The following is a 24,426-nucleotide window of genomic DNA, read 5'->3' on the forward strand; positions in this document are numbered from 1 at the left end:
GATGAGTGAAGTAATAAGAGTTGCCGTAATCGGAGCGGCTGGCCGAATGGGCCGGGAAGTGGTGAAGCTGGTTCTTCAAGACCCGGAACTGGAGCTTGCTGCCGCGGTTAACCGCTCCGGCGCGGGTATTGATGCCGGAACCCTGGTCGGTCTTCCGGAATGCGGAGTGCTTGTAACCGACGATATCGAAATGGCTTTTGCAGAGACGAAACCGCAGGTCATGGTTGATTTTACAATACCTCAATATGCTTTCGCTCATACAGAACTTGCGATCCGTTATGGAGTCAGACCCGTCATGGGAGTTACCGGCTTCACGACGGAGCAGATCGAACAACTGGACAAGCAGTGTCAGGACAAAGGGATCGGAGGTCTGATTGCCCCGAACTTCTCCATTGGTGCCATTTTGATGATGAGATTCGCGGCACAAGCGGCCAAACATATGCCTAACGTTGAAATCATTGAGTACCACGGAGATCAAAAACTGGATGCGCCTTCAGGAACAGCAATTAAAACGGCTGAGCTGATTGCAGCCAACCGTGAGGAAATCCGTCAGGGCAACCCTAATGAAGAGGAAACCATTGAAGGCTCCCGCGGAGGTTATTATAACGGATTCCGAATTCACAGTGTTCGTTTACCTGGCGTATTTGCGCAGCAGGAAGTGGTATTTGGCGATTTTGGCCAAACGCTCAAAATTCGTCATGATTCATACGAACGTGCAGGTTACATGCCCGGTGTAAAAATCGGTGTACAGAAGGTTATGGAATATACAGGACTCATCTATGGATTTGATCACTTTATCGACTAAAGGAGATTGTCATGTTGAAAATTGCATTTATTGCCCATGATCGCAAAAAAGAAGAGATGGTAAACTTTGTAACAGCTTATGAACCGGTGTTTACAGATCACCAATTGTATTCGACAGGCACTACCGGACTTCGCATTATGGAAGGAACTTCCTTAAAGATTTACCGGTTTGAATCAGGTCCTCTTGGAGGAGACCAGCAGATTGGTGCTTTAGTAGCTCAGAATGAGATGGATCTAATTATTTTCCTGCGTGATCCGCTGATGGCTCAGCCACACGAACCGGATATTAATGCCCTGCTTCGTTTGTGTGATGTACAGGGCATTCCGCTAGCAACCAACATTGCAACGGCTGAAATTCTGGTTAAGGCATTGGATCGCGGCGATTTTGCATGGAGAGAGCTCGTGCATAAATACAAACCGGAAGCTGGAGTCACAACTGGTGATTCCGAATGAGTCTTGATATTCTGATTTTCGGGGCACACGCAGACGATGCGGAGATTGGAATGGCGGGAACGATCGCCAAACATACTGCAGCGGGCATGAAAGTGGGCGTGTGTGATCTGACAAAAGCAGAAATGTCGTCCAACGGGACTGTAGAGCGCAGAGCCGAGGAAGCGGAGGAAGCCTCCCGCGTCCTCGGTCTTTCGTGTCGAACCAATTTGGGCTTGCCAGATCGTGGTTTATACATAACCCCTGAGCACATACAGGCAGTGACGGCTGAGATTCGCAGGCATGCCCCGAAAATTGTATTTGCACCCTATTGGGAAGATCGTCATCCGGATCATGTCATGTGCAGCAAGCTTGTGCAGGAAGCGGTGTTCAATGCCAAGCTGCGTAATTATATGCCGAACATGCCAGCCACCCAAGTGAAGGAGCTGTATTTTTACTTCATTAACGATATGGGACCGGTGGATTTGATTGTCGATATTACGGAACACTATGAGCAAAAGGAAAAATCGCTGCTCAGTTATCGTTCCCAATTTGAGATAGGGGCAGGAACAGTTTCTACCCCGTTGAATCAGGGGTACATCGAGCGCGTAAGAGCAAGAGACTCCTTACTGGGTCAGCGGAGTTTGATTTCTTTCGCAGAAGGGTTTGCGAGTATTACACCTTATGTCGTTGGGCAGTTTGGCGCAGCAGCAAGATAATACGTTGCTGCGCAAGCTCTTACCCTAATATAAATATGAATTCCGCCAGCGTTACATCAACTCGCACACGCGGGAGATGAAAGGAGCGTCCACCGGATGGATCAAAAGCTAAAGATTGGTATCACCTGTTATCCGTCCCTCGGAGGGTCTGGCGTTGTCGCAACGGAGCTCGGCAAATTGCTTGCCGAACAGGGTCACCAGGTTCATTTTATTGCGAATAGTATTCCGTTCCGACTGGGTACTTTTCAGAAAAATATCTTTTACCATGAAGTTGAAGTGAATGATTATTATGTATTTCGTTATCCACCATACGACCTGTCTTTGGCAACCAAGATGGCTCAAGTAGCCAAAGCCCAGCAGCTTGATTTGCTGCATGTGCATTATGCAGTTCCGCACGCAGTATGTGCTTTCCTGGCCAAACAGATGGTGGGCGACGATCTGAAGGTTGTCACAACTCTGCATGGTACAGACATTACCGTACTGGCACAGGATGAATCTCTGAAAGATCTCATTCGGCTTGCGATCAACGAAAGTGATGCTGTAACTGCGGTTTCACAGGATTTGATTCGGGAGACGGTTGAACTTTTGGACATTCAACGTCCAATTGATCTGACATATAATTTTATTGATAAACGAATTTATTATCCTCGGGATGCGGCCAGTCTGCGCAGGGATTTTGCGGCTCCAAACGAGAAAATATTGATGCATATCTCCAACTTCCGCCCGGTAAAGCGGACACAGGACGTTGTTGAAGTTTTCCGTCAGGTTCAGGAGCAGGTTCCAGCCAAATTGCTGTTTGTTGGAGAGGGGCCGGATTTGCCTAAAATCCAATGGAAAATTAATGAATTGGGCCTGAATGACAAAGTTCATTTCCTGGGTAAACAGGATGACATTGCACAAGTCATATCTATGGCAGACATCCTAATGCTTCCTTCGGAGAAAGAGAGCTTCGGACTTGTGGCCCTGGAAGCGATGGCCTGCGGTGTGCCGACCATTGGATCACAGGCAGGAGGCATTCCTGAACTCGTATTACACGGGAAAACCGGATATTTATCACCCATCGGCGATACACAGTCCATGGCTGAAAACGCCATTCGCTTGTTGACCGACGATCGACTGGCAGCAGATTTCAGAGAAGCCTGTCTTCATAGGGCACATCATGATTTTTGCAATGATGCCATCCGTCATGAATATGAACAAATATACTATCGGGTACTGGGAAGAGAAGTTCCCAATCTAAAACCCGTTTGCGGTTGAACTTCTATTTATTCGATAGAAGCAGCGATACAAAATGATCAAGCAACAGGCAAGTAATGAGGTGATTGGTTTGGTGCAGTGGACAAGGGTTGATCTCGAGATGGCTGAGCAGAGTGAACAGGTGCTGCTCAAGTTGAATGAAGAGGGCTATGATGCCTTTTGGGTTGGTGGCTGTGTTCGGGATGAGCTGCTGGGTCGCAATGTAGATGATATGGATATTACAACCTCGGCATCTCCTGAACAAGTGATGGAACTGTTTGCAGACTGTATTCCGACAGGACTCCAGCACGGGACGGTTACTGTACGTTCAGGGGGGTATTACTTCGAAGTCACAACATTCCGTACGGAATCGGAATACAAAGACAATCGAAGACCGTCTGAAGTCCAGTTTGTCAAGGATATCAAAGAAGACCTTCAGCGTCGTGATTTTACGATGAATGCCCTGGCCATGGATAGAAGGGGTACAATCGTTGATCCTTTTGGTGGACAAGTGGATATTCGTGAAGAACGAGTCAGATGTGTGGGCGCAGCGAGTGAGCGATTCGGTGAGGATGCGCTTCGCATGCTTCGGTGTGTCCGGTTTGCTTCGGTTTTTGACTTCAGCATTGCCTATAACACGTGGAAAGGTCTCATGAGGCAGAGAGACTTGCTGCAACATATTGCCATGGAGCGAGTCCGTACCGAGATGGTGAAGATGATGGCTGGACCTCATCCGCTGCGAGGTTTGGATTTGCTGCTGCACAGTAAAATACTGGAATATATCAAGGCACCGGTGCAAGGCAGCCGTTTCAATAGGAATCTACTACTTCGAATCGGGGAACTGAAAGATAATGATTCCTTACTGCGCTGGTCGCTTCTGTTGATCGCAGGTCAATATAAGAAGGATGAAGCCGATGCTTTACTACGCAAGTGGACGTTTTCCAACGATGATCGTTTGCGCGTTACCGGGGTTTTACAGTTTGATGAGTTACTGAAGACGGTTGTGCAAAACCATAAGGATCAAGTGTCAATACGATCTGAGTGGATTAGTGCTGAACTGACGTGCGGACGTCAAGCCGCTGCGGATTGGCTCAAGATTCAACTTGTTCTCCCCGCTGGCCATCTCCTTTCCGCTTCAGCAGAGGCATCATACCAAGCGATTCTTGCTAACGCAGCGGATTGGAGTCGATCCATGCCGGTGCATGAGCTGAAGGATCTCCATATTACCGGAGAGAATGTTCTTGGGCTACTCGAGCGCAAGGGTGGGCCTTGGCTTGGCCAGTTGATGAAGCATTTGTTACGTGAAACAGCGATTGGAAATATAGCGAATCAGCATGAAGCGCTGACCGCTGAAGTGAAACGGGTGGCTGCAGATGACCAAGCATGAAGAACTGTTACATATGCTCATGAATGCAGATGGACAATTTGTATCAGGGGAAGAGATCAGCCGGAACCTGTCCATTAGCAGAACAGCAGTCTGGAAACATGTGAACAAGCTACGCGATCTCGGATACGAATTTGAGGCTGTCTCCCGCAAAGGATACCGCCTAATCACGAGACCAGACAGCATTGATGCAGCAGGCCTTCAACTGGCTCTGCAAACGTCTGTCTTTGGCCGTAAAGCACTCATCCTAGATTCAACCTTGTCTACGCAAGGCGATGTTCAGCAAATGGCCGAACAGGGTCAGGCAGAAGGTGCGGTAGTTCTTGCCGAGGAACAAACAGGTGGACGGGGAAGATTTGGGCGTAAATGGTTCTCACCTCCTGGCAAAGGGATCTGGATGAGCATATTGCTGCGTCCGGAGCAGCCGCTTCGGAATACGCCACAGCTGACATTACTGACGGGGGTAGCCGTCTGCCGGGCTGTACGGGCACATACTGGGGCGGATGCAGGCATCAAATGGCCGAACGATCTTTTGATTAACGGACGCAAAATGTGTGGCATCCTGCTAGAGTCAGCGGTAGAAGATCATGAACTGCGATACTGCATTGCAGGTATTGGGGTAGATGTGAATTTTGATCTTACGGATTATCCGGAGGATCTGACGTCCATTGCGACTTCAATCAAAGTCGAGACCGGACAGCAGGTGGATCGAACGAAGTTAACTGCTGCCATTTTGAATGAAATGGAACATCTTTACCTTTTGTATCAAAGGGAAGGTTTCGGTGTAATCGCGTCATTGTGGGAAGCTCTCTCCGTTACGATTCATCGGGAAGTGAAGGTTTCGAACCCGCAGGGAGACATTGAGGGAACAGCCATTGGCCTAGATCCTTCAGGGGCTTTGATTGTAGAGAAGAGAAGTGGCGAACGCATAACCGTAGTATCGGGAGAAATATCCTTGATCAATTAAGGAAATTGTCGAATTTCCACTAAAATAATGAACATAACACGTGAAGTTTGGGCTAATCTTTGGTATACTGTGTTCGTGAGGCGATATCGGCTATTGCAGACCGAATTGCACTCCGGCAACAGTATGCCTGATTGGCTTGATGATGAACAGATGCATAGCAAAATGGAAAATGTGTTAAGTGAGTTGTTGGATTCTGCTCTGAGCCGAAGAGGACCGAGACAGAAGGGACGATCGCAAGTGACTCTTTTTTGACTTTTCGGGACTTTTTAGTGGAAAACTAAAAGGTTTTTTTGTTGCGTTCTTAAATGAAAAGGAGAAAGGAGCCATGAAGAAAATGGCTAACAAACAAGCGTTGAATATTGTGAAAATGAAAAAATACAAGCAGGATGGCGTGCCGCTCAGCATGATTACGGCTTACGATTATCCAACGGCCCTGCTTGCGGAAGAAGCAGGCATTGACATGATTTTGGTCGGGGATTCGCTCGGCAATGTAGTGCTGGGTTATGATTCAACCCTGCCTGTGACGATAGACGATATGGTATATCATACCCGCTCCGTTGTGAGGGGTGCTGGAAGTACATTCATCGTAGCGGATATGCCGTTCATGACCTACCATGGCAGCGTGGATGAAACGCTAAAGGGTGTTCGTCGTTTGATGCAGGAAGGTCATGCGCATGCAGTCAAAATGGAAGGCGGCGTGGAGATCGCGGATACCGTTAAGGCTGTAGTGCAAGCCGGCGTACCGGTTCTGGGACACATCGGACTGACACCGCAATCGGTGAATCAGATCGGGGGATATCGGATCCAGGGTAAGGATGCAGCAGATGCCAGAAGACTAATGGATGAAGCGAAGGCACTCGAAGCCGCGGGAGCCTTCGGCATTGTGCTTGAACTCGTTACCGAAGAAGTGGCAAGAGCTATTTCGGAGGAACTGTCCATTCCCACAATTGGTATTGGCGCAGGACGTGGATGTGACGGTCAGGTTTTGGTATTCCATGATGTGGTTCAGTATGCCTCTCCATACATGCCGAAACGCTTTGTCAAAACATACGGCGATGTAGGTACGCTGATTCGTAACAGCATTGGAGCTTATGTCAAGGAAGTCAAAGACCGTTCCTTCCCTGCGGAGGAGCATGTATTTACTGCCGCAGACGGCGTTGTGGAGCAGCTGTATGGACATCGCAAAGAAAAGGTGGAGAGCAACTCATGAAAGTGATTCGGACCATCACAGAACTTAGACAGGAAATTGGTTTGAAGCGTCAAGCTACACAATCCAGAGAGTCTATTGTAGGCTTGGTGCCTACGATGGGTTATCTTCATGAAGGTCATGCTAGCCTGATGCATGCTGCCAAACAGCAAAGTGATATTGTTGTATTAAGTATTTTTGTAAATCCGATTCAGTTTGGGCCAAATGAAGACTTTGACAGCTACCCTCGGGATGAAGCCAGGGATGTGGAGACGGCGCGTGCGCAGGGAGTGGATATCGTATTTATTCCCTCCGTTGAAGAGATGTATCCACAGCAGACACAAACAACAGTATCGGTGTCAAGCTTGACTGACCGGCTGTGCGGTGCTTCCCGTCCAGGACACTTTGACGGAGTGACAACAGTGGTGTCGAAGCTGTTTAACATTGTGCAGCCACAGCGCGCATTTTTCGGAATGAAAGACGCACAGCAGGTAGCGGTTATCCAGCAAATGGTCAATGATCTGAATATGCCTGTTGAGATTGTTCCATGTCCGATTGTACGGGAGCAGGATGGCTTGGCACTTAGTTCGCGTAATGTCTATTTGAGTGCTGAAGATCGTCAGGAAGCTTTGGTCCTGTCCAAGGCGCTGCGTGCGGCTCAAGAAGCAGTGGATATAAGTGCTGACACAACAGCTGCGGATATACGGCGTATTCTGCGTGAGAACATCGGGCGTTCGTCCCGTGCTGTTATTGATTATGCCGAGATTCAGGCTTTTCCGAGTCTGGAGCCGCTTGCTGATCAGGAAAAAGTGCATGGACGAGATGATATACTGATTGCGCTGGCTGTGAAATTTGGCAAAACGAGACTGATTGATAATACAAGATTGCAAAGAGCGGAGGTACTGTCCCATGTTTAGAACATTGATGAAATCCAAAATTCACCGCGCCACCGTTACGGAAGCCAACCTGAATTATGTGGGGAGCATTACCATTGATGAAGATCTGATGGAAACGTCTGATCTGATGGAAAATGAAAAAGTACAAATTGTAAACAACAACAATGGTGCACGACTCGAGACCTATGTAATTCCCGGACCACGCGGCAGCGGAGTAATCTGTCTGAATGGTGCAGCTGCACGGCTTGTGCAGCCAGGAGACACGGTTATTATCATTTCATATGCAATGATGTCTCAGGAAGAAGCGAATACGCACAAACCTACTGTGGTTTTTGTGGACGGTCAAAACAAACCTGTGCAGACCATGAAGCAGGAAGTTCACGCGACAATTATGTAATCCGCTGGTAAGGGGAATGAAATCGGTCCACCTTGCAAAAAATGAGTACAGGTCACGCACTAATCCATTTTTTCAAGGGTGGGGATGCATCGATGTTCCAGCATGTTTTCGCCGAAATGAACGACATGTTAGATGAAATTATCAAGCGCTACCCTTCCGCTGAAGGTCTGAACAAACAGGAACTGCTGCAAAAGTGGAACTTGCTGAAGCGGATGAGTGACGGGATGATTGATGAGTGGCTGATGTTTGAGGAGAAGATGAGTCAGATCAAAGATTTAAAACAGCCGGTGGCACTCCAACCGGAACAGGAAGCCGTCACGGCTCTGCCTGAAATCCATTTGGAATCCTTTAGTCGCGGTCAGGGATACTTCAAGTTACAGATGTATCCACAGGCGATTGTGCAGTTCTCACAAATTATTGCCGAATATCCGGATAGTGCACTGACTCGGTACTATCTGGGACTTGCGCATATGAACCTCAATCAAACCGCGGAAGCGGGAAGTCACCTGCGGCTCATCGTACACTTGAATGGTTCTCCGAGGCTGAAGGGGTTAGCCTGTAATGCACTGGGCTGCCTCGAAGCCAAGATGGCGAATCCCAAAGGAGCATGTTCCTTGTTTGCACAGGCACTCCAGCATGACCCGACGTTGACCGAACCGTTGTATAATATGGAAGCCTGCAGGCTGAACAGCGGACAACTGCAATATGGAATAAGCTGACCGTACTTGAAATTCAAGTGCAGTGCAGCGGCATCAAGACGGTGTTTTCTCCTTTAAGATCATGGAGGGAACACCGCCTTTTTTGTCAGTTAATTTTCAAATGCCCGTTTTTTTGCTATGCTGTAACATAGACTGGAATGGAAGGGACTTGTACATTGCAATGAAATTTGCCGTATTGGATTTCGAAACAACCGGCACGCAGTCCGACGGTGAGATTATACAAGCCGGACTTGCCATCATAGATCATGACTACAGCATAACTCAAATATATAGTTCTTATGTAAACCCTGGTGTGCCTATTCCTCCATTTATTACGGGATTAACCGGGATTACTGACGAAGATGTGGCGGACGCTCCCTCACTCGAAGAGATGATGATGGAGATGGTTCCGCTGCTTGACGATGTTGTCCTGGTGGGACACAACGTGGCTTTTGATTTTCATTTCCTTCAGAATGCGCTTGACCGATGCGGCTACTTGCCGTTCACCGGACGTATTCTGGATACCATTGATTTTCTCAAAATTTCATTTCCTTCACTTGGTTCTTATCAACTGGGGTATGTATCTTCAGAATTCGGATTCCAGCACGACCGTCCTCATCAGGCAGACAGTGATGCTTTGGCAACGGCCTATGTGCTCCTGAAGTGTTTGGATGAACTGCGTCAACTGCCATTGATTACGATACAGCGTCTCAGCGACCTGTTTGCACCTGAGGACAGCGATCTGGGCTGGTTCTTCGACGGCATGCGCAGTGAGAAGGAAGCAGAGCCCATACAGGATCTGGATGGACATACGTATTACCGCCAATTGGCCTTGAATGTGAGTGATTGGACTGAGATCGGTGCTCCACGCGATGAACGCGAAGGTAATCCGCTCGAAGGTGTAAGTTTTGAGCAGTATATGGATCAGGTCCGGGCCAATCTGCAGGATACCCTGGATCACTATGAAGAACGCGAGGCACAGACACAGATGTTCAGCAGTGTAAGGCAAGCGCTGGACGAAGAAAAGCATTTGTTAATTGAAGCAGGTACGGGTACGGGGAAATCCCTGGGGTACTTGCTGCCGGCCATATATGAAAGTGTGAAGCAGGAACGAAAAGTAATGGTTAGCACGCATACCATCAACCTGCAGGAACAGCTTCGGGAGCGTGATATCCCGCTGCTGACCAAAGTGGTGCCTTTTCCGTTTAAGGCTGCCGTGTTCAAAGGTCGGGGGCACTACCTGTGTCTTCGGAAGTTTGAGCACAAGATCAACAAACGTGAGTTCGCTACACCGAAAGAAGATTATTTTACAGCGGCTCAGATGATTGTGTGGCTCACCCAGACAGAGACTGGAGATGACGAGGAGCTGAACCTCAGTGCGCGCGGTGGGGACTTTTGGGAAACGGTACAGAGCGAATCGGAATCCTGCCTGGGACGTTCTTGTCCGTGGTTCAGGAAGTGCTTCTACCATCGGGCGAAGCATGAAGCAGGATTGTCCGATATCGTCATTACGAATCATTCTAAATTGTTTACGGATGTAAAAGCAGCTCACCAGCTTCTTCCTGCTTACGATAGTCTCGTAATCGACGAGGCTCATCATCTTGAGGATGTGGCGGGTAAGCACCTGGGTCTTCACATGAAATATTTCACGTTGGTTCATACCCTGACCCGATTGTTTAAGGATAGTCGGAACGGTCAGCTTCCCATGCTGCGAACACAACTGGCGGGGCATGAAAATTCGGTGCAGTGGGGCTCAGTCATTGACCAGATGTTTCCGCTCGCTGTTGAAGTCAAAGAAATGTGGGATCGTTTGAGCGATGCCTTGTTTAACCTGCTGCCTGAGCGGAGTGATGCTTCTCCGGGAGAAACGGGGCAATTTTCCCTCAGACTGAAGCCTTCAATGAAACCGGCGAAGTGGCAGGAGCTGCAGGATTACGAGAACCAGATTTATGTCACACTGGGGGACTTGATCCGCAAGGGAGACAAGCTGCTTCTTGAAGTGAAAGAAGACCAGGACGATTATCAATCGGATAGCTTGATCACGGACATTACAAGTCTGCTTAAGGATTTGGCAACGCTCAAAGAAAACCTTCGTTTCTTCATGCGAATGGATGATGCCAAAACGGTATACTGGATGGAGGCAAGCGGCCAATTCCGCAGCAAATCACTGCAGCTGTATGCCGTTCCTGTCGATGTTAGTGCACAGTTGAAGGACATGTTCTTCGATAAAAAGAAAAGCGTTGTCCTTACTTCGGCTACGCTCTCGGTCGATAAGTCATTTCAGTTCATGATTGAACAGCTTGGCTTGCAGGAAGCAGCCGATAATAACCGTTTGCTGACGTCCATGCTGCCATCGCCATTCCGGTATAGGGACCAGGCTTTGCTGGTCATCCCTCGTGATTTCCCAAGCGTAAAAGGCAGTGTGGGGGATGCTCACTTTGTCGACATGCTTGTACGATCTCTGGCCGAAACGGCTATTGCGACAAAGGGCCGCATGATGGTGCTCTTTACTTCATACCGAATGCTGCGCCAGGTTTACGACCCATTAAAAGAAGCGCTGTCGGGTAACGATATTTCGCTGCTTGGTCAAGGCGTTGATAGTGGCAGTCGTTCCAAGTTAACACGCAGGTTCCAGGATGCAAAAGCAACCGTTCTGCTGGGCACCAGCAGTTTCTGGGAAGGGGTAGATATCCCTGGCGAGGCGCTAACCTGTCTGGCCATTGTGAGATTGCCCTTCCAGCCACCGAACCATCCGCTTGTCGAGGCGAAGAGTGAACTGCTGCAGGAACAGAAAAAGAATCCGTTTATGAAGCTGTCTGTTCCACAGGCCGTCATCCGTTTCAAGCAGGGATTCGGCAGGCTTGTTCGTACGGCCAAGGATCGGGGCATTGTCATCGTTTACGATACAAGGGTAATTGAGTCTTATTACGGAAAGTATTTCCTATATTCATTACCCGGTCCCAAAATGGAACATATGCTGACTGAACAGATGGTTCCACGGATTAGCGAGTGGCTGGAAACACCAGCACAGGATGAAACTACGGCGAATTAGGGATGACGTCGTTGCGTAATAAGGGCTTCTCGCTGTAAACTTTATTAGGGTGTGAATTATTTTTGAAGCACTTTTAACTTGATATTTTATAAGGCATCTTGCATGATTTCATTCGGAAACGAAAAAGGTTATGCGGGATGCTACATTTTTATTTATCTATTGTGGCCTTGGTAAGGGGGAGTAATGTAATGAAATCAGATAAAATTTCGGAAGCTGTGGTACGCAGATTGCCTGTTTACTTGCGCTATTTGAATGAACTGCATCAACGTGAGGTAGGCACGGTGTCATCACAGGAACTGGGACTACGCCTGGATCTTAATCCTGCCCAGATTCGCAAAGACCTTGCATACTTTGGGGACTTCGGTCGCAAAGGCATTGGATATGACGTATCGTATCTAATCGAGAAAATCCGTCATATTTTGAAAATTGATCAGCAAATCAATGTTGCTCTGGTCGGAGCTGGTAACTTGGGACATGCATTGTCCAATTACAACGCCTATCTGAAAGACAACATGAAAATTGTTGCTGTTTTCGATGCATACGGTCCTAAGATCGGCAGTCAGATTAACAGCCTGAAAGTACAGCCCATGAATGAACTAACGGATTCGGTCAAAAAAGATAATATTCGTATTGGAATCATTACCGTTCCGGATACCGAAGCTCAGAACGTAGCCGATCAGCTCGTGGAATCCGGCATTGAAGCGATTCTGAACTTTGCACCTACCATCTTGAAAACACCACCGCACGTCCGCATTCATCATGCTGATTTTACAACGGATCTGCTTAGCCTGGCTTATTATCTGGAGAACGGAAAGGACGACGAGGAAGATGACGACAAATAGATGGGTAATTCATAACGGCAAATTTGCTGTAAATAGTGGTACGGAATGGACCGTGGTTCAAGGGTATATGGTCGTTGAAGAGGATAAGATTGTGCATATTGGTGAGACACTGCCGGATGGAGATGAGAGCCTGCCAAAGGTTGATGGCAAAGGACTGGTCTTTTTGCCGGGTCTGATCAATACGCATGGTCACGCAGCCATGTCGCTTCTGAGAGGCCACGGGGACGATCTGGCCCTGCAAGTATGGCTTCAGGAGAAAATGTGGCCTATGGAGGCGAAAATGACGTCTGAGGACGTGTATTGGGGTACCTCCCTTTCTGTATTAGAAATGCTGAAAGGCGGAACAACGGCATTCCTGGATATGTATGATCATATGGACCAGGTGGCAAAAGTAGTTGAACAATCCGGGATTCGTGCCGCATTGGCACGTGGTGTCATTGGTCTCTGTTCCGAAGAAGAGCAAATGCGCAAACTGCAAGAATCGGCTGCGTTTGCACGCGAGTGGAACGGACAGGCTGGTGGTCGAATTACGACGATCATCTCACCGCATGCGCCGTATACTTGCCCTCCGGATTACATAGAGAAGCTGGTACAGGTTGCACATGATCTGGATCTGCCGCTGCACACCCATATGTCGGAAACCCTTCGCGAAGTCGAACAGAATGTAACGGATTATGGACTGCGTCCAGTGGTACATCTGGAAAAGCTCGGTTTCTTCTCTCGACCTTCTCTCGTAGCTCACGCCGTGCATTTGAATGATGAGGAGATTGAAATTCTGGCACGCCATGATGTAGCGGTCTCTCACAATCCGGGAAGCAACCTGAAGCTTGCTTCGGGTGTTGCGCGTGTTCCGGATCTGCTGAAAGCTGGAGTAACCGTATCTCTGGGAACAGACGGACCAGCAAGCAACAACAACCTGGATATGTTTGAAGAGATGAGACTGGCTGCTTTGATTCACAAGGGAGTATCCGGTGACCCAACAGCGGTTCCAGCGGGAGAAGCGCTGCTACTTGGAACGGGGTATGGTGCCAAATCCATCTTCCTGAACAATACGGGAGCACTTCAAGTCGGCATGAAGGCTGATTTCATTGCGCTAAATATTGAACAAGCACACTTCTATCCGCACACGGATCTGATCTCTCATACCATTTACTCCGCTTCAGCCAAGGATGTGGAGCATGTATGGGTTGACGGCAAACAGCTGGTGAAACATGGTGAATGTCTTACTATGGATGAAGAGCGCATTCTGCGCGAGTCTCAACTTGCATTTGACGGACTGCTCGCCCGTTAATTTCAGAATAGCAGCAGCGTCATAGGGGAAAGGAAGTTCGGCTTTTGAAAAGAAAAAAGAAATGGATCTGGATCTCGCTGCTTATCCTAATTTTGATTCTGTTTGGATTACAGCGCTTCTATGTCTATATTACCCAGGACCAGCGCAACGAAGAAGCGCTAGCTATTCAAGCGGCGCAGGAGCAGCTCGGGATAACTTCTTATGAGGATCTCCGAAAATACGTCTGGGGTCAAAAAGAAGGCGAAGATAACATTTACTGGACGATGATGGCCAAAAATAAAGATAATCAGGACATCGCCGTCTGGGTTAAGTTTGATGCAACCAATAAACCGGTCACAGGAAGCAATGCTGTGCACAGTGAATTGCTGCAGAACGGGTTATCGGAAGCACAAGTTCGCAATCGATTCAGCTCTGAAGTACCGGGCGGAGAGATCAAACGAATTATGCCTGGAGTCGTCAATGGCGTCTATGTATGGCAAGTTTATTACAATGATGATACGCACAACTATTATCGATTCTATCGCTTCAGCAATGGAGAACAGGTTGATTTGGTCTATACGATTCCAAACAGTTAACAGATATTCAGAGATTTTTTAGGTAAAATCTTCAAAGAACCGGCAGACGGAACCCCGCCTGATCCGGTTTTTTGGCGTATCTCGAAAATTATTCTGGATTTGAATAGTTAAAATTAATAATTTATTCATATTTTCGCCTTCGAAATTGTATATACGATGTGATATACTCAAATATGTATTCAAGGTTACATCAAACAGAAATAAAACCTGTTGGGCACATCACAGGTCATTCGTACACAATTCATATTATGCCTATAAGCTATAGGGATGGGCCAAAAATTTGGGAGGGGAAACTCACTTGAAGCTAAAAGTATTGCCTATTGCTTTAACTGCCGTCATTTCAGCCGTTGTGTTGTTTGGAGGTTGGTTTGTGTATCGTCAGGTGGCCATGCAGAATCCGATTGAAAAAATGGTAACCCAGTATGAAGGGGTTAATGATGTTCAGTTAACTATTAACCGCAATGATGTACAATTGAAACTTGATTTGCAGCCAAATGTAGATTTGGGCAGATTGGTTCAATATATTCAGAAAGAAGGACAGACCCTGATCGGCTCGCGCTCATTGAAACTTGATGTCGTTGATCATTCGAATGAAGCCCTGGAGAACTGGTGGGGCGATGCGATGTTTACCGTTGCTCAGGCGATGGAGAACAAGCAGTACACCGAAATTACACCAACATTATCCAAGATGGCGACCAATGGTATTCAAGTGAATACTGCCATGGATGACAATAACGTATATGTAAGTCTTAGAGACGGAGATGCCAGCAAGTTTATTATTCTGCCGCGTGTACCCGGCCAGATAGGAGTGTGGCCTAATGCCTAAATGGACGAAGGAAGTTGCCATTGGTTTTGTCCCCGTGTTGATTATTTTTCTCGCTTTTATTGGTGTGAATATCTTTCCGATTCTGATCGCAGCGGCGGTTGTGGGCGGACTGCTGCTTATGATGCAGATGCGTGGTGGCATTACGGTTGGAGCGGGTCAGGAACGTAAGCGCAAGAAAAAAGGACCTTCCAAACTGACGTTTGAGGAAATTGGCGGCCAGGATAGTGCCAAGCAGGAGCTGAGGGAGGCTCTTGATTTTCTCATCAAACATGAAGAAATTCAGAAGTTCGGGATTCGCCCATTGAAGGGGATCCTGCTTACGGGCCCTCCAGGAACAGGGAAAACCCTGATGGCCAAAGCGGCTGCACATTATACTGATTCCGTATTCGTTGCTGCTTCAGGCAGTGAGTTTGTAGAAATGTACGTCGGCGTAGGTGCAGGAAGAATTCGTGATTTGTTTCGTGATGCCAGAACACGTGCCGCCAAAGAAAACAAAGAGAACGCCATTATCTTTATCGATGAGATTGATGTTATTGGTGGTAAACGTGAAGGCGGTCAGCAGCGTGAGTATGACCAGACGCTCAATCAGCTGTTAACGGAAATGGACGGAATTTATACATCTGATACACCGCGTATTCTCGTTATTGCGGCAACAAACCGTAAGGAAATGCTGGACAGCGCCTTAACTCGTCCGGGACGTTTTGACCGTCATATCCAGGTGGACCTGCCTGACAAGAAAGGCAGAAAACATATTTTAGAGCTTCATGCGGTGAATAAACCTCTTATGGAAGGTGTAAACCTGGAGAAAACAGCAGAGGAATCCTACGGCTTTTCAGGTGCACAGCTTGAAAGTGTCATGAATGAAGCAGCAATCTACGCCATGAGAGATGGACTGCTCAACATTGAACAGCGCCACTTGTCTCTGGCGATTGATAAAGTCATGATGGGTGAGAAGACAGATCGTGAATCCAGTGTTGAAGAGAAAAAACGGGTAGCCATTCACGAATTGGGACATGCCATCATGGCAGAGCTCGTACGTCCTGGCAGCGTAAGCCAGGTAGCTCTCAGCCCGCGTGGACAGGCACTCGGTTATGTACGTCACAATCCGCAGCAGGAGCAATTCCTATACACCAAGCGTTTTCTGGAAGAACAGATCATGATTGCACTTGGCGGTGCAGCCGCTGAAGAAATGTACTATGGTGGTCGCAGTACCGGTTCACGCAATGACTTCGAACAGGCGACCAATGTTGTACAGACCATGATGGCTTCGGGTCTGACCTCGCTTGGTATTGTAAACATGGATATGGTTACAACAGAAGAGCTCATGCGCGAAAATAAAATGATTCTGCAGGATCTGATGGATCAGACCAAACGTCTGCTCGAAGAACAACGGACAATATTCGACAATTCATTGGATACGCTGATGAGAGAAGAAGTTTTGTCTGGGGAGCAATTTCGTTGTCAATTTCGTGACAGCGCCCTTTTACCGGCATAATTTATTTATGCCGGTTATTTTTTTTTACTTTTCACTCGTGCTAAGATATTATTATATGTTGGGTCGAAATTTGTAATTTTCGGCGAACAGGGTACAATAGAGAAATAGAGAACCGAAAGGATGGAGCAGAACCATGTTTTTTAAAAAAATAGGAGTTGTCGGCGGCGGCACCATGGGACAAGGCATTTCCCAAATGCTTGCAGCCAAAGGACTTGATGTGCTTCTAGTGGAGCATACGGCGGAGAAGCTTAACCATGCATATGACATGATTGAAACAAACCTCGATAAGCAATTAGAGAAATGGGCTATTACCAAAGCCGAGAAAAAATTGATTTTATCCCGTATTACCAAAGTAGCTCATCTGGCAGAACTGGGATCATGCGATATGGTTATCGAAACGATCTCGGAAGACCTGGAAGCGAAAAAGGCGGTATTTAGTCAATTGGATCAAGTTTGCCCAAGCAACGTTATTCTTGCAAGTAACACATCCACGCTGAGTTTGACCGAGCTTGCAAGCTCGACCAAATACCCAGAGCGTGTTATTGGTATGCACTTTATTCACCCGGTTTCCCGGGTTGACCTTGTAGAAATTATTCGTGGTTTGAAAACATCCGATTCCACTTTCGATGAAACAAGAAGATTTGTGGAAGAGGTTGTAGACAAAAAAGGTGTAATGATCTATGAATCCCCTGGATTCGTTACGTCCAGACTGATCTGCTTGCTGATCAACGAGGCTCTTCATGTCCTTCAAGAGGGCGTGGCTTCTGCTGAAGATATCGATGATGCAATGCGTATCGGATACAACTTCCAGCATGGCCCGCTTGAGATGGCTGACCGTTTCGGATTGGATTCCGTTGAAGCTGCGCTGGAAAGAATGTTCCGTGAATTCGGAGAGCTCAAATATCGTCCTTCTACCGTATTGAAGAAAATGGTACGTGCAGGACATCTCGGTGTTAAGACGGGCGAAGGATTCTTCAAGTACGACAAGGATGGTGACCGGCTGTGAAAATACTCGTAATCAACGCGGGGAGCTCCTCGCTTAAATATCAATTATATGACATGACGGATGAGTCCGTACTCGCTAAAGGACTGGTTGAACGGATCGGGATGGATTCCTCCATTCTTACGCACAAACCGACTGGCCGTGAGGATGTTACAGAAGTTAGTGAAATTTTGGAGCATACAACGGCAATTCGTAAAGTTATCGATATTTTGACAGATAAAGAAAACGGTGTGCTCGGTTCAGTCGATGAGATTCAGGCTGTTGGACACCGTGTCGTTCACGGCGGGGAAGCCTTCAAGGAATCCGCACTGGTTGACGATGCAGCGAAGGCTGAAATTCGCCGCTTGTTCGATTTGGCACCACTTCACAACCCAGCAGCAATGATGGGTATTCGTGCGGCTGAACTCAATATGCCAGGTGTACCACAGGTCATGGTATTTGATACAGCATTCCATCAGACGATGCCTGAGAAAGCATATCTCTACGCGATTCCGCGTGTACTGTACAAAAAATACAAAGTGCGTCGTTACGGTGCCCATGGTACTTCCCATGACTACGTAAGCAAGACTGCAGCTGAGTATTTAGGCCGTCCAGTAGAAGACCTCAAAATCATCACTTGCCACGTCGGTAACGGTGGTAGCGTAACGGCAGTAAAAGGTGGCGTATCCGTAGATACATCCATGGGTATGACTCCGCTTGAAGGTCTGATGATGGGAACGCGCAGTGGTGACCTTGACCCGGCCATCGTGCCTTATGTGATGAACAAGGAAGAACTGAGCGTGAGCGAAGTGAACTCCATGTTGAACAAACATAGCGGACTGCTTGCCATCTCGGGCATCAGCAGTGACATGCGTGAGATTACGGAAGGAATGGAGAACGGTGATGCGAACTCCACCCTTGCATTCGAAATGTACGAATATCGTTTGCGTAAATACATCGGTTCGTATGCAGCAGCAATGAACGGTGTGGACGTGATTGTATTTACAGCAGGTGTGGGCGAGAACTCCGTAGTTCTTCGTCAAAAAGTATGCGAACAGCTTACTTACCTGGGTGTGGAAGTGGATGAAGCTCTCAATGCCATCCGTTCCGGCGAACCGCGCCGGATCACAACAGCAAACTCCAAGGTGGAAGTTCTTGTTGTACCTACCAATGAAGAATTGGTGATTGCACGTGATACACACCGAATCGTATTGAATTCTCAGTAATCTAATTGTAAAGTGAATATAGCATGTCAAGGAAGTGCAGGGGACAGGCTGAGGCCTGCCCGCTGCATTTTCAAATTTAGGAACCAAGGGGAGATATGGGCATGAGTACGGATTGTGTAATTCGTAATGTGAATGAGCATGTGGGCGAAACCGTGAAGATCGGTGCCTGGATTAATAACAAACGTTCCAGCGGCAAAATTCAATTTTTGCAGCTGCGCGATGGAACCGGATATATTCAAGGGGTTGTCGTAAAGAGTGAAGTTAGCGAAGAGGTATGGAATGATGCCAAAAGCCTCACGCAAGAAAGCTCCTTGTATGTAACGGGAATTATTCGTGAAGAACCGCGCAGCGCATCCGGATATGAAATGACGGTTACGGGCGTGGAGATCATTCATTTGACTGAAAACTATCCGATTACACCGAAAGAGCATGGTGTGGACTTCTTGATGGATCATCGTCATCTATGGCTGCGTTCTACGAAGCAACGTGCTGTTATGGTGATTCGTGCAGAGATTATCCGTGCAGTTCAGCAGTTTTTTGATGGTAACGGATTCACTCAGGTTGATCCTCCGATTCTGACACCTTCGTCCGCTGAGGGAACAACTAACCTGTTCCACATTAAATATTTTGATGAGGATGCTTATCTTACACAAAGTGGCCAATTGTACATGGAAGCTGCAGCAATGGCGCTGGGTAAAGTATATTCCTTCGGACCAACGTTCCGTGCTGAGAAATCCAAAACTCGCCGCCACCTGATCGAGTTCTGGATGATTGAGCCGGAAATGGCTTTTGTGGATCACGAAGAAAGTTTGCGAGTACAAGAGAAGTTTATTGCACACGTGGTTCAGTCTGTCGTGAAAAACTGCCGTGCCGAACTGGAATCCATCGGGCGTGACGTATCCAAACTGGAAGGAATCACAGCTCCATTCCCTCGTATTACGTATGATGAAGCGATTGAGTTCTTGAATGGACAAGGCTTCGATATTCCTTGGGGAGAAGATTTCGGTGCTCCACACGAGACAGCGATTGCGGAGAAGTATAATACTCCTGTATTCATTACGCATTACCCGGCTGGCATCAAGGCATTTTACATGAAACCGGACCCGAATCGTCCGGAAGTGGTTCTCTGCGCTGACATGATCGCACCAGAGGGTTACGGCGAAATCATTGGCGGATCCCAACGTATCGATGATCCCGAGTTGATGCAGCAGCGCTTTGAAGAGCACAAATTGTCTGATGAGGCGTATCAATGGTACCTGGATCTGCGTAAATACGGATCGGTACCTCACTCCGGATTCGGTCTGGGATTGGAGCGGACAGTAGCATGGATCTGCGGGTTGGATCATGTACGTGAGACAATTGCATTCCCGCGTATGCTCTACCGTCTGTACCCTTAATGATTAATCGCGAGTCTATGGAAGAAACCGGCTCCAAAGCGTGGCTCAGTGGTGTAGCTTACGGGTTAACGTCTGGGACAGCACAGCTCCCGTATGCTTTGTTGCGTTTTTATCACCAACTCGGATTATCAGATGCCGAAGTGCTTCTGCTGATTCAATTGCTCGGCTACCGTCAGGCAGAATTCAATGAGTTTCCTACCCTGGAAGAACTCGCGGGACGAATGGGACTTGCCCCCGAAGGCATTGCCCGAATGCTCCAGCGGTTGATGAGGGATGGGTATATATCCATTGATGAGCATCGGGACGAAGAGCGGGATATTCAGTATGAGCGTTACGATCTGCATGGATTGTATGCCAAACTCGCAACATGTGTTGCTGAAGATGCGGCAGCCGCAAGGCAGCAGCAAATGAGCATGACAGCACGTCCTAATTCGAACAGTGTTCAAATAGAAGAGGAAGAACGTAATATGTTTTCCATCTTCGAGAAAGAATTTGGTCGCCCGCTTTCACCCATGGAATGCGAAACGATCTCCAGCTGGCTGGATCAGGACCGTTATCAGGAAGAACTGATATTGATGGCCCTGAAGGAAGCGGTATTTGCCGGTAAAGTACATTTCCGCTATATTGACCGCATTTTGCTGGAGTGGAGTCGCAACCGGGTGAAGAATGTTCAGGACGCGAAGGCATACACGCAGCGTTTTCGCAGCGGTGGACGCTAGTCTGAGTGCAAAGGAAAATCAAGGAACAGGCCAGAAACATTCTGAGCCTGTTTTTTGATGCTGGAAGGAAATAAGGATGTCTACAATGAAGTGATTGATGAACTCATCATCTATTCAGGCACTGTTATGATAAGAATTTTTAAAAAATTTATATAAATACGCAGGGGCAGCCCAGAACGTTGTCGTCTATTGTAGTGGAGAGGAGGGGAGAGTCATTGACGAAGCGCGCTTAATCGAACAAATCCGTCAAGGAGATGCATCCAAATTTCGCTTGTTGATCGATAAGTACAGCCAGCATGTATATCATGTGGCATATTCCGTACTCAGGAACGATCAGGAGGCGCAGGATGCAGCTCAGGAGGCGTTCATTCAGATGTATAAATCTCTCCCCGAGTACCGTTCCGAAGGCTTCAAAACGTGGCTTACCCGAATTGCCTTTCACAAAGCCATTGATGCAAAACGCAAGTTAGGCCGGCGAAGCAGTGAAGATCTGGGTGGAGAAGAACGAATAATCAACCTGCCTGGAAGCGAGGAAGATATTTTGGCCCGGCTCGTTCGGGAAGAGCGCAAGGAAACCCTGCGTGAACGAATTAACCAACTGCCTGCCCAGCATAGGGACATTATTACGGCGTATTATTTAAGCGAAAAAAATTATGAGCAGATCGCACATGATGCCCAGGTGGCTGTCAAAACCGTGGAATCCCGTTTGTACCGTGCCCGGCAGTGGATCAGAAGTCATTGGAAGGAGGATGAGTGGCGTGAGTAAAAACGAGATGTACAGTGTGCAGGACTGGACGGATTATATTGAAGGACGAGTTACCGGTGACCAAGCTGTTACCATGGAAAAGGCTATCATTGAAGATCCGGAAGCCATGGATAACTATCTGGAAGCGATGGGGATTCATCAAACATGGCCACAACTGGAGAACCCGGCCCATTTTGCCGATTCCATCATGGAGCGTATTACGGATCTGAACCAGTCAGGAAGCAAGCGCAAATCACGTTCAGGCCGAAGTAGACGCTGGCTGGAGCACAAGGTGTTTCATTATGCTGTAGCGGCTTGCCTGACGCTGATCTTTCTCTCCTCCGGAGTGTTTGATAAGGTAGCGCCCTATCACAAGTTCAATGACGGCGAGCAGCGGGGATCTTTTACACAAAAATGGACGGAAGCCGCCACCAATTGGCTGGATAACTTCAAGCCTAAACCATAAATCATACGCATTGCCTGAAAAGAAAGGATGACGACTGTGCAATCAGATCGCAACAAAATATTTGCATTTTTATTAAATGTGATCCCGGGTCTTGGTTTTCTCTATTGGGGTCGAACCGCTAAGGCGATGATTTACCCATTACTCGTGTTTGGCTCTTTGATAGGTGCCTTCATGTTGGCAGTAATTGGCGATGAACGGGACCTGATGATATTCGGAGCACTCGCTGCCTTTTTCTTCTGGTGCATCAACATGTTGGACATCATCATAGTTCTGCTGCGTACCCCTTCTGCACGTAATGCTCATTACAGGGGCTACGAGGCTCAATATGGTCCATATCCAGGAGGTCCTTATGAACAGGGCTATCCAGATCCAAATGGCGTTATGGAGCCAATGAATGGGGAAGAGATGCGTCAGCATTCTGCAGGTGGATATGGTATTCCTGAGGGTACATACGGCCCCCCCGTTTATCGCAAAGGCAGTGAAGGTGAACGATTCTTTACTATTTTACTGTCTTTCATCCCAGGTCTGGGACATCTTCATCTGGGGCTGCTTCATCGGGGACTATCCTTTTTGATCGCATTCTTTGGCTCTTTCGCGATGATGGTCTTTGTTGCTTCCATTACCAATGAAGAGACCTTTCTGATGTTTCTGCTTATTCTGCCAGTCATTTGGGTTTACTGCATGTTTGACGCTGTACAACATGTACATCGAAAGCAGGCAGGTGAAGTCTTGCAGGACCGTACATTGTTCGAAGAATTGGAAATGGGCAGAGCATCTGGACGACGCAGCAAGGTGTTAGCTACCCTCTTGTCGGCATTTCCAGGGGCAGGTCATCTATACCTGGGTCTTCAGAAGCGAGGAATGCAATTAATGTTCCTGTTCCTCGGCAGCATTTATATTTTGGACCTGCTGCATTTGTCCGTTTTCCTGTTCATGATTCCGCTGGTTTGGTTCTACAGCTTCTTTGATGGACTGCAATGTTCAAGCCGATATGGCCGGGAACCGCTTACGGATCAACCGATATTTAAGGATTGGGCTAAACATCAGCGTTTGATTGGATTCGGCATTGCAGCACTTGGCGTGTATTATCTGGCAATCCGGCTTGTCATTCCACAACTGAACGAAATGTTCCCTAATCTGTTTATGACGTATGAAATTCGTTCCTATGTGAACACGGTTATTGTTTCGCTATTGCTTATTTTTGGCGGATTGAAGCTGCTCTTTGGCAAGCAGCGTCCAATTGCGCAGCATAGCGGACTAAACGGAAAAGAAGACGATTCGGCTAATCTGTTCCTGTTCAAGGATCGGGATAATTGATTGTAAATTAAGATGAATTTCGGGCTTGTAGGAGCCCCAAACCAAAAAAACACGCTATGAGCTGAACATTCAGTCATAGCGTGTTTTTAATTTGGTCCTGAATAACAGTTAGAAAATGATGGCTATTTCGAAATACCTTTCAGAAGCAGCTGACGATACATCACTTCAAACAGAAACTCGAACGCTTCCAGATGCCTTTTGGCTTCAAATGCATCTTTGCCCCAGGCATAAATGCCGTGATTGCGCAGTAAAATTCCCGGCACTTTTGAGTCAAGCACACCTGGAACCAGTTCGGCAATGGATGGAATATCAGCAAAGTTAGGCAGTACCGGCACACGAATCTCGGCATTTTCTTCCCAAATGTTAAAAGCCTTGATCAGTTCAATGCCTTGGATCGGCACATGACCTTCTCCGCCGAAGAACTCGCTGATCAGGTTGTTAAATACAGTGTGTACATGGAATACAGCCCCGCAGCCAGTCAACCGATAGATTTCACAATGAATCAGTGTTTCTGCACTTGGCTTCAGGGTTGTTGTTTCGATCGCTTTACCATGCTTGTCCACAAACAGGAAATCTTCCGGCGTGCGAAGAGATTTGTCCTTGCCTGAAGCCGTAACGGCAAAATAAAATTGCTCGGGATCAAACTCTCCCACACGCATCGACAGGTTACCACTTGTTCCAGGGAACCAGTTGCGGCTGGCAAAGAGGGCTTTAATATCAGCAAGTTCCTCCAGCACCTGACGTTTGTGTTCCAATGTAATCTTCTCAAAACCCATT

The 24,426-nt window shown here is 47.5% G+C and carries 24 protein-coding genes; 23 read left to right on the forward strand and 1 reads right to left on the reverse strand.

Features of this window, described 5'->3' with window-relative positions:
• The first annotated feature begins 1 nt into the window (after position 1).
• From dapB to ABIC22_RS20175, 23 genes are all read left to right on the forward strand, one after another.
• Positions 2-805, forward strand: coding sequence for a 4-hydroxy-tetrahydrodipicolinate reductase (dapB, locus tag ABIC22_RS20065; RefSeq protein WP_095292823.1), 804 nt, complete (start codon positions 2-4; stop codon positions 803-805).
• 11 nt (positions 806-816) lie between these two features.
• Complete coding sequence (gene mgsA, locus ABIC22_RS20070) at positions 817-1,257, forward strand: methylglyoxal synthase (RefSeq protein ID WP_354483306.1); 441 nt, start codon at positions 817-819, stop codon at positions 1,255-1,257.
• Complete coding sequence (gene bshB1, locus ABIC22_RS20075) at positions 1,254-1,952, forward strand: bacillithiol biosynthesis deacetylase BshB1 (RefSeq protein ID WP_127540318.1); 699 nt, start codon at positions 1,254-1,256, stop codon at positions 1,950-1,952. The genes mgsA and bshB1 overlap by 4 nt, the downstream gene beginning before the upstream one ends.
• A 96-nt stretch (positions 1,953-2,048) precedes the next feature.
• Positions 2,049-3,209, forward strand: coding sequence for an N-acetyl-alpha-D-glucosaminyl L-malate synthase BshA (gene bshA, locus ABIC22_RS20080; protein ID WP_127540320.1), 1,161 nt, complete (start codon positions 2,049-2,051; stop codon positions 3,207-3,209).
• A gap of 34 nt (positions 3,210-3,243) precedes the next feature.
• Positions 3,244-4,575, forward strand: coding sequence for a CCA tRNA nucleotidyltransferase (locus tag ABIC22_RS20085; protein ID WP_354483308.1), 1,332 nt, complete (start codon positions 3,244-3,246; stop codon positions 4,573-4,575).
• The gene (locus tag ABIC22_RS20090; RefSeq protein ID WP_354483310.1) at positions 4,562-5,539 is read left to right on the forward strand and encodes a biotin--[acetyl-CoA-carboxylase] ligase; all 978 of its coding nucleotides are present in this window, start codon (positions 4,562-4,564) and stop codon (positions 5,537-5,539) included. Before ABIC22_RS20085 ends, ABIC22_RS20090 begins: the two co-directional genes overlap by 14 nt.
• A 334-nt stretch (positions 5,540-5,873) precedes the next feature.
• Entirely contained in the window at positions 5,874-6,749 is an 876-nt protein-coding gene (panB, locus tag ABIC22_RS20095; RefSeq protein WP_127540457.1) for a 3-methyl-2-oxobutanoate hydroxymethyltransferase, read from the forward strand.
• Entirely contained in the window at positions 6,746-7,642 is an 897-nt protein-coding gene (panC, locus tag ABIC22_RS20100; protein ID WP_354483312.1) for a pantoate--beta-alanine ligase, read from the forward strand. Before panB ends, panC begins: the two co-directional genes overlap by 4 nt.
• Positions 7,635-8,018, forward strand: a complete 384-nt coding sequence (panD, locus tag ABIC22_RS20105) for an aspartate 1-decarboxylase (RefSeq protein WP_095292807.1) — start codon at positions 7,635-7,637, stop codon at positions 8,016-8,018. The genes panC and panD overlap by 8 nt, the downstream gene beginning before the upstream one ends.
• A gap of 92 nt (positions 8,019-8,110) precedes the next feature.
• Complete coding sequence (locus ABIC22_RS20110; protein ID WP_354483314.1) at positions 8,111-8,737, forward strand: tetratricopeptide repeat protein; 627 nt, start codon at positions 8,111-8,113, stop codon at positions 8,735-8,737.
• A gap of 160 nt (positions 8,738-8,897) precedes the next feature.
• Positions 8,898-11,768: an ATP-dependent DNA helicase DinG gene (gene dinG / locus ABIC22_RS20115; RefSeq protein WP_354483316.1), complete on the forward strand. Its 2,871-nt coding sequence runs from the start codon at positions 8,898-8,900 to the stop codon at positions 11,766-11,768.
• A gap of 188 nt (positions 11,769-11,956) precedes the next feature.
• Positions 11,957-12,610: a redox-sensing transcriptional repressor Rex gene (locus ABIC22_RS20120; protein WP_127540332.1), complete on the forward strand. Its 654-nt coding sequence runs from the start codon at positions 11,957-11,959 to the stop codon at positions 12,608-12,610.
• On the forward strand, positions 12,597-13,901 hold the full coding sequence (locus ABIC22_RS20125) for an amidohydrolase (protein WP_354483318.1): 1,305 nt from the start codon (positions 12,597-12,599) through the stop codon (positions 13,899-13,901). The genes ABIC22_RS20120 and ABIC22_RS20125 overlap by 14 nt, the downstream gene beginning before the upstream one ends.
• 44 nt (positions 13,902-13,945) lie before the next feature.
• Entirely contained in the window at positions 13,946-14,476 is a 531-nt protein-coding gene (locus tag ABIC22_RS20130) for a hypothetical protein (protein WP_354483320.1), read from the forward strand.
• A 298-nt stretch (positions 14,477-14,774) separates the two neighbouring features.
• Positions 14,775-15,302, forward strand: coding sequence for a hypothetical protein (locus ABIC22_RS20135; RefSeq protein WP_095292793.1), 528 nt, complete (start codon positions 14,775-14,777; stop codon positions 15,300-15,302).
• Complete coding sequence (locus ABIC22_RS20140) at positions 15,295-16,797, forward strand: AAA family ATPase (RefSeq protein ID WP_127540338.1); 1,503 nt, start codon at positions 15,295-15,297, stop codon at positions 16,795-16,797. The genes ABIC22_RS20135 and ABIC22_RS20140 overlap by 8 nt, the downstream gene beginning before the upstream one ends.
• Before the next feature lie 133 nt (positions 16,798-16,930).
• Positions 16,931-17,803 (forward strand): 3-hydroxyacyl-CoA dehydrogenase family protein, encoded by an 873-nt coding sequence (locus tag ABIC22_RS20145; RefSeq protein WP_095292788.1) that lies wholly within the window; start codon positions 16,931-16,933, stop codon positions 17,801-17,803.
• Positions 17,800-19,005, forward strand: coding sequence for an acetate kinase (locus ABIC22_RS20150; RefSeq protein ID WP_127540340.1), 1,206 nt, complete (start codon positions 17,800-17,802; stop codon positions 19,003-19,005). Before ABIC22_RS20145 ends, ABIC22_RS20150 begins: the two co-directional genes overlap by 4 nt.
• 101 nt (positions 19,006-19,106) lie before the next feature.
• Positions 19,107-20,402 carry an asparagine--tRNA ligase gene (gene asnS, locus ABIC22_RS20155; RefSeq protein WP_127540342.1) on the forward strand — a complete coding sequence of 432 codons (1,296 nt, stop codon included), beginning with the start codon at positions 19,107-19,109 and terminating at the stop codon, positions 20,400-20,402.
• A gap of 17 nt (positions 20,403-20,419) precedes the next feature.
• Positions 20,420-21,121: a DnaD domain protein gene (locus ABIC22_RS20160; protein ID WP_110758966.1), complete on the forward strand. Its 702-nt coding sequence runs from the start codon at positions 20,420-20,422 to the stop codon at positions 21,119-21,121.
• Positions 21,122-21,395: 274 nt separating this feature from the next.
• Complete coding sequence (locus ABIC22_RS20165; RefSeq protein ID WP_236146820.1) at positions 21,396-21,887, forward strand: RNA polymerase sigma factor; 492 nt, start codon at positions 21,396-21,398, stop codon at positions 21,885-21,887.
• Complete coding sequence (locus tag ABIC22_RS20170) at positions 21,880-22,332, forward strand: hypothetical protein (RefSeq protein ID WP_127540347.1); 453 nt, start codon at positions 21,880-21,882, stop codon at positions 22,330-22,332. Before ABIC22_RS20165 ends, ABIC22_RS20170 begins: the two co-directional genes overlap by 8 nt.
• A gap of 27 nt (positions 22,333-22,359) precedes the next feature.
• Positions 22,360-23,649, forward strand: a complete 1,290-nt coding sequence (locus ABIC22_RS20175; RefSeq protein WP_483312555.1) for a multi-tm2 domain protein — start codon at positions 22,360-22,362, stop codon at positions 23,647-23,649.
• A gap of 122 nt (positions 23,650-23,771) precedes the next feature.
• Here ABIC22_RS20175 and ABIC22_RS20180 read toward each other — a convergent pair whose 3' ends face one another.
• Entirely contained in the window at positions 23,772-24,425 is a 654-nt protein-coding gene (locus tag ABIC22_RS20180; protein WP_193724062.1) for a methylthioribulose 1-phosphate dehydratase, read from the reverse strand.
• Between the last annotated feature and the right edge of the window lies 1 nt (position 24,426).

This window comes from Paenibacillus sp. PvP094 (genome assembly GCF_040546835.1).
Taxonomy (GTDB): Bacteria; Bacillota; Bacilli; order Paenibacillales; family Paenibacillaceae; genus Paenibacillus; species Paenibacillus illinoisensis.

Coding starts and splice junctions, on each gene's coding strand:
- bshA (WP_127540320.1), top strand. CDS start 2,049: ATGGATCAAAAGCTAAAGATTGGTATCACCTGTTATCCGTCCCTCGGA.
- asnS (WP_127540342.1), top strand. CDS start 19,107: ATGAGTACGGATTGTGTAATTCGTAATGTGAATGAGCATGTGGGCGAA.
- ABIC22_RS20110 (WP_354483314.1), top strand. CDS start 8,111: ATGTTCCAGCATGTTTTCGCCGAAATGAACGACATGTTAGATGAAATT.
- dinG (WP_354483316.1), top strand. CDS start 8,898: ATGAAATTTGCCGTATTGGATTTCGAAACAACCGGCACGCAGTCCGAC.
- ABIC22_RS20180 (WP_193724062.1), bottom strand. CDS start 24,425: ATGGGTTTTGAGAAGATTACATTGGAACACAAACGTCAGGTGCTGGAG.
- ABIC22_RS20090 (WP_354483310.1), top strand. CDS start 4,562: ATGACCAAGCATGAAGAACTGTTACATATGCTCATGAATGCAGATGGA.
- ABIC22_RS20175 (WP_483312555.1), top strand. CDS start 22,360: ATGACGACTGTGCAATCAGATCGCAACAAAATATTTGCATTTTTATTA.
- ABIC22_RS20120 (WP_127540332.1), top strand. CDS start 11,957: ATGAAATCAGATAAAATTTCGGAAGCTGTGGTACGCAGATTGCCTGTT.
- ABIC22_RS20085 (WP_354483308.1), top strand. CDS start 3,244: ATGATCAAGCAACAGGCAAGTAATGAGGTGATTGGTTTGGTGCAGTGG.
- ABIC22_RS20160 (WP_110758966.1), top strand. CDS start 20,420: ATGGAAGAAACCGGCTCCAAAGCGTGGCTCAGTGGTGTAGCTTACGGG.
- ABIC22_RS20125 (WP_354483318.1), top strand. CDS start 12,597: ATGACGACAAATAGATGGGTAATTCATAACGGCAAATTTGCTGTAAAT.
- dapB (WP_095292823.1), top strand. CDS start 2: ATGAGTGAAGTAATAAGAGTTGCCGTAATCGGAGCGGCTGGCCGAATG.
- ABIC22_RS20140 (WP_127540338.1), top strand. CDS start 15,295: ATGCCTAAATGGACGAAGGAAGTTGCCATTGGTTTTGTCCCCGTGTTG.
- panB (WP_127540457.1), top strand. CDS start 5,874: ATGGCTAACAAACAAGCGTTGAATATTGTGAAAATGAAAAAATACAAG.
- mgsA (WP_354483306.1), top strand. CDS start 817: ATGTTGAAAATTGCATTTATTGCCCATGATCGCAAAAAAGAAGAGATG.
- panC (WP_354483312.1), top strand. CDS start 6,746: ATGAAAGTGATTCGGACCATCACAGAACTTAGACAGGAAATTGGTTTG.
- panD (WP_095292807.1), top strand. CDS start 7,635: ATGTTTAGAACATTGATGAAATCCAAAATTCACCGCGCCACCGTTACG.
- bshB1 (WP_127540318.1), top strand. CDS start 1,254: ATGAGTCTTGATATTCTGATTTTCGGGGCACACGCAGACGATGCGGAG.
- ABIC22_RS20145 (WP_095292788.1), top strand. CDS start 16,931: ATGTTTTTTAAAAAAATAGGAGTTGTCGGCGGCGGCACCATGGGACAA.